The following is a 4,774-nucleotide window of genomic DNA, read 5'->3' on the forward strand; positions in this document are numbered from 1 at the left end:
CGGCCGGCGTCGGGACGGCCGCCCTGCTGCCGGCCGTCCTCCTCGCGCTGGCCGCCCTGACGGCGGCCTGCGGAGGCGGCGCTCTCGGCCGCACCGGCGACGGCGGACGGACGGCCACCGTGACGGTCCTGGCGGCCTCCTCCCTCACCGACGTCCTCACCGAGGCGGGCGCCGCCTACCAGGAGGAGCACCCCGGCGTACGGCTGCGCCTGTCCTTCGCCGGCTCCCAGGAGCTGGCCGCGCAGATCCGCCAGGGCGCGCCCGCCGATCTGGTCGTCACCGCCGACACCGCGACGATGGGGTCCCTGCGGGACTTCACCGGCCCGTCCACCGTGATCGCCCGCAACCGGCTCGTCATCGCCACCGCCCCCGGCAACCCCCTGGGCGTCGGATCACCGGGCGACCTCGCCCGCGAGGAGGTGAAGGTGGTGCTCGCCGCCCCCGAGGTGCCCGCCGGGCGGTACGGGCAGCGGCTGCTGGAGCGGCACGGCGTCACCGTGCGCCCGGTCTCCCGGGAGCTGAGCGTGCGGGCCGTGCTGAGCAAGGTGGAGCTGGGCGAGGCGGACGCCGGGCTGGTGTACGCCACCGACGCCGCGGCCGCCGGAGGCCGTGTGGAAGCCGTGCCCGTGCCCGGCGGCTCCGCCGTGCGCTACCCCGCCGCGCCGCTGAAGGACGCCGCCCATCCCGGGCGGGCCACGGACGTCATCACCTGGCTGGGCTCCGAACCGGCCCGCCGTCTGCTGCGGGAAGCCGGTTTCACGCTGCCGTGAACCACCGCACCGCACCCCCCGTACGCGACCGCGCGCCCGGCGCGCGCATCCGCACACCCGCCGCGCTCGGCGCTCCTGCCGCGCTGGCGGCGGCCTTCCTCGCCGTGCCCCTGGCCGGGGTGGTGGCCCACACGCCCTGGCGGGACCTGGCCGGGCAGCTCTCCTCGCCCGACGTGGTACGGGCGCTGGTGCTGTCCCTGCTGGTCTCCGTCCTCGCCCTGCTGCTCTCACTCGTCCTGGGCGTGCCGCTGGCGTGGCTGCTGGCCCGCACCGACTTCCCCGGCAAGGCCCTGGTGCGCTCCCTGGTACTGCTGCCGATGGTGCTGCCGCCGACCGTGGCGGGCGTCGCCCTGCTGCGCGGCTTCGGCCGCGGCGGTCTGCTGGGCGGACCGCTGGAGGCGGTGGGGGTGACGCTGCCGTTCTCCACCGCGGGCGCGGTGGTCGCCGCGGCCTTCGTGGCGATGCCGTTCCTGGTCATCGGTCTGGAGGGGGCGCTGGCCGGGATCGACCCGTGTTACGAGGAGGCAGCCGCCACCATGGGCGCGACCCTTCCCCAGACCCTGCGGTACGTCACCCTGCCGATGGTGGCGCCCTCCCTGGCGGCGGGCGCCGCGCTGTGCTGGGCGCGGGCACTGGGCGAGTTCGGCGCGACGATCACCTTCGCGGGCAACCTGCCGGGGGTCACCCAGACCCTGCCGCTCCAGGTCTACCTGCTCCTCCAGCAGGACCCGGCCGCCGCGTACGTTCGCCCGGCGCCCGTTCGCGGGCGCCGGTTCACCGGCCGCCGCGGCGTCAGTAGACCGGCTTCTCCGGCTCGATCTGGGTGACCCAGCCGACGACGCCGCCACCGACGTGGACGGCGTCGGAGAAGCCCGCGTTCTTCAGGACCGCGAGGACTTCCGCACTGCGGACGCCCGTCTTGCAGTGCAGGACGATCCGCTTGTCCTGGGAGAGTTCGCCCAGCGCGTTGCCCATCAGGAACTCGTTCTTCGGGATCAGGCGCGCGCCCGGGATGGAGACGATCTCGTACTCGTTGGGCTCGCGGACATCGATGATGTCGATGTCCTCGCCCTCGTCGATCCACGCCTTGAGCTGCTGCGGGGTGATGGTCGAGCCCATCGCGGCCTGCTGGGCCTCGTCGGAGACCACACCGCAGAACGCCTCGTAGTCGATCAGCTCGGTGACCGTCGGGTTCTTGCCGCAGACCGCGCACTCGGGGTCCTTGCGGACCTTGACCTGACGGTAGGTCATCTCCAGGGCGTCGTAGATCATCAGGCGGCCGAGCAGCGGCTCGCCGATGCCCGCCAGGAGCTTGATCGCCTCGGTGGTCTGGATCGAACCGACGGACGCGCACAGCACGCCCAGCACGCCGCCCTCGGCGCAGCTCGGGACCATGCCCGGCGGCGGGGGCTCGGGGTACAGGCAGCGGTAGCACGGCCCGTGCTCGGACCAGAAGACCGACGCCTGGCCGTCGAAGCGGTAGATCGAGCCCCATACGTACGGCTTCTTCAGCAGTACGCAGGCGTCGTTGACCAGGTAGCGGGTGGCGAAGTTGTCGGTGCCGTCCACGATCAGGTCGTAGCCGGCGAAGATCTCCATCACGTTGGAGGAGTCCAGCCGCTCGGTGTGGAGGTTGACCTTCACGTACGGGTTGATCCCGAGCACCGTGTCCCGCGCGGACTCGGCCTTGGGCCGGCCGATGTCCGCCTGGCTGTGGATGACCTGGCGCTGGAGGTTGGACTCGTCGACCTCGTCGAACTCGATGATGCCGAGCGTGCCCACACCGGCGGCCGCCAGGTACATCAGGGTGGGCGAGCCGAGGCCGCCCGCGCCCACGCAGAGCACCTTGGCGTTCTTCAGACGCTTCTGCCCGTCCATCCCGACGTCCGGGATGATCAGGTGACGGGAGTATCTGCGGACCTCGTCGACAGTGAGCTCGGAGGCCGGTTCGACCAGGGGTGGCAGCGACACGGAGACCTCAACAGGGTTGGTCGGTGGACGGTTGTTCCTTCGGTAACACTGCCACGCCCGGTCTCATTCCGAGACACCCGGTCCGAGACGCGAGACGATGTCGTCCCAGTAGCCGGGCACGGCCTCCCAGGGGTCCATGGCCTCCCCCCGGCGCCCGCGGCGGGTGCGGTCGGTGAACCAGACGGTGCCCGCCCCCTGCCAGCGCGCGATGCGCACCGCCTCCTCCAGATGGGTGCGCGGCACCCCGTGCACCAGGTGGCAGAAGCGTTCCGGCGGGTGGTCCGCCGTCCACTCGGCCACCTGCGACCAGCGGTAGTCCGCCCACGCCCCGGAGAACGTCACGAGCTGGTCGCCCGCCTCCGCGTAGCCGGCGAAGGGATGGGTGCCGTGCCCGAGGACGATGTGGGCGCCCCCGCCCAGGGCTCGCAGCGCGGCCGTCACCCGGCATACCTCCGGCAGGGCGGCGCGGTCGCCCGGGCAGCGGTCCAGATAGAAGCCGTCCACCCCGTACCAGTCGAGGAAGCGGTGCGCGTCGTGGACCAGCGGGCCGAAGTCGCGGGTGCCGTGCCGCAGGTCCACACGGCCCAGCACGCGCACCCCGGCCTCACGCAGCTCGGCGGCCGCCGCCGCGCAGTACGGGTCGGAGCGCTCCCCCGGCCCGCGGGCCACGTCGAGGACCGCCCAGTGCACCGGCGCGCCCGGGCGGGTCAGCTCGGCCCACTCCACGGGCGCCACCATCGGGTGCGCGTAGCCGGGCACCCCGACGCCGAGGCGGCCGGACGCCGAGGCGACCGGACTGCGCCGGCCGGAACCGGTCAGATACGGCATGCCGCCTCCATCCAGATGTCCGCGAGCGACTCCTCCAGGCCGATCCGGGGCCGCCACCCGAGCCGGTCGCGCGCGCTGCGCACATCCGCCTGCTGCCAGAGGCCGCAGCCGTCGGGGTACGGGGGCGCCTGCGGGCCGCCGCCCGCCGCGTGCTGGTCGTCCATCTCCTGCACCCCGCCGGTGTGGCCGGCCACCCGGCCCAGCACGGAGACCGCCTCGCGCAGCCGCACCGCGCGGCCGGAGCCGATGTTGACCACGCCCTGCGCGGCCGACAGGGCGGCGGCGTGCACCGCCCTGGCCACGTCCCGCACGTCCACGAAGTCGCGCTGGACGGCCAGTCCGGCCAGCCTGAGCTCCCCGTCGCCCTGCTGCATCACCCGGCGCATCGCCTCCGCCAGCCGTCCCAGCGGCGAACCGGTGGGGGTGCCGGGGCCGACCGGGGAGAAGACGCGCAGCACGATGGCGTCCAGCCCGGAGCCCAGCACCAGCTCGCTGGCGGCGAGCTTGCTGACGCCGTACGGACTGCCGGGCCGCGGCACCGCGTCCTCTCCGGTGGAGGAGCCGGCCGGGGAGGGTCCGTACTCGGCGGCGCAGCCCAGATGGACCAGCCGGGCCCCGCAGCCGCTGCGGCGCAGCGACTCGCAGACGGTGGCGGTGGCCACGGTGTTGTGCCGGATCAGGTCCCGTGCGCCGCCGCGGGTGGTGCCGGCGCAGTTGACGACGACGCCGGGGTGGACCGCGTCCAGGAAACGGGTGAGCGCTCCGGGGCTGCCGGTGGACAGGTCGAAGCGGACGTCGGCGTCGTCGCCCCGGCCCAGCGCGGTGAGCTGGACGGCGGGGTCGGCGAGCAGGCGGTCGGCCACATGGCGGCCGAGGTATCCGTTCGCACCGATCAGCAGGACTCTCATCGGGCGTCCCCCCGCACTGCTGCGGTGACGCCGGTGGCACGCAAAACGGTCATCGGGTGTGCTCCTTGTTCGATGGTGCGCGGCGCGCGAGGGGGTGCGCGCCGGCGGAGGAGGTCGAGGGAGGGAAGGGCCGGATACCGGGTCACGGCTCCTCCCGGTGGTGGGCGGACGCGCCGGTGAGGCGGGAGGCGGCGAACGCCGACAGGACCAGGGCCGCGCAGGCGCAGGCCGCGGCGGACACGGCCGCCGGCCCCCAGGCGGCGGCCGGCGCCTCCACCAGGCGGCCCGGGAACGCCG

At 74.3% G+C, this 4,774-nt stretch carries 4 protein-coding genes and 1 pseudogene; 2 read left to right on the forward strand and 3 right to left on the reverse strand.

What is annotated here, in order from left to right; translation table 11 throughout:
* Positions 1-23: 23 nt before the first annotated feature.
* Together modA and AC2CJA_RS24180 are read left to right on the forward strand one after the other, a co-directional pair.
* Positions 24-770 (forward strand): molybdate ABC transporter substrate-binding protein, encoded by a 747-nt coding sequence (gene modA, locus AC2CJA_RS24175; protein ID WP_484604804.1) that lies wholly within the window; start codon positions 24-26, stop codon positions 768-770.
* Positions 767-1,510, forward strand: a pseudogene (locus AC2CJA_RS24180) (ABC transporter permease); the annotation flags it as partial. The gene modA and the pseudogene AC2CJA_RS24180, both read left to right, overlap by 4 nt.
* A 52-nt stretch (positions 1,511-1,562) precedes the next feature.
* Here the strand turns inward: AC2CJA_RS24180 and moeZ are convergent.
* The 3 genes from moeZ to AC2CJA_RS24195 form a co-directional block, all read right to left on the reverse strand.
* On the reverse strand, positions 1,563-2,741 hold the full coding sequence (gene moeZ / locus AC2CJA_RS24185; protein WP_484604801.1) for an adenylyltransferase/sulfurtransferase MoeZ: 1,179 nt from the start codon (positions 2,739-2,741) through the stop codon (positions 1,563-1,565).
* Positions 2,742-2,804: 63 nt separating this feature from the next.
* Positions 2,805-3,569: a spherulation-specific family 4 protein gene (locus AC2CJA_RS24190; protein ID WP_484604802.1), complete on the reverse strand. Its 765-nt coding sequence runs from the start codon at positions 3,567-3,569 to the stop codon at positions 2,805-2,807.
* Positions 3,557-4,477, reverse strand: a complete 921-nt coding sequence (locus AC2CJA_RS24195) for an NAD-dependent epimerase/dehydratase family protein (RefSeq protein ID WP_484604803.1) — start codon at positions 4,475-4,477, stop codon at positions 3,557-3,559. Before AC2CJA_RS24195 ends, AC2CJA_RS24190 begins: the two co-directional genes overlap by 13 nt.
* Positions 4,478-4,774 lie beyond the last annotated feature (297 nt).

It is taken from the genome of Streptomyces sp. ATLC9, from assembly GCF_057196705.1.

What these genes read in the sequence shown, in the direction of transcription:
- AC2CJA_RS24190 (WP_484604802.1), bottom strand. Translation starts at nt 3,569, where the DNA reads ATGCCGTATCTGACCGGTTCCGGCCGGCGCAGTCCGGTCGCCTCGGCG.
- AC2CJA_RS24195 (WP_484604803.1), bottom strand. Translation starts at nt 4,477, where the DNA reads ATGAGAGTCCTGCTGATCGGTGCGAACGGATACCTCGGCCGCCATGTG.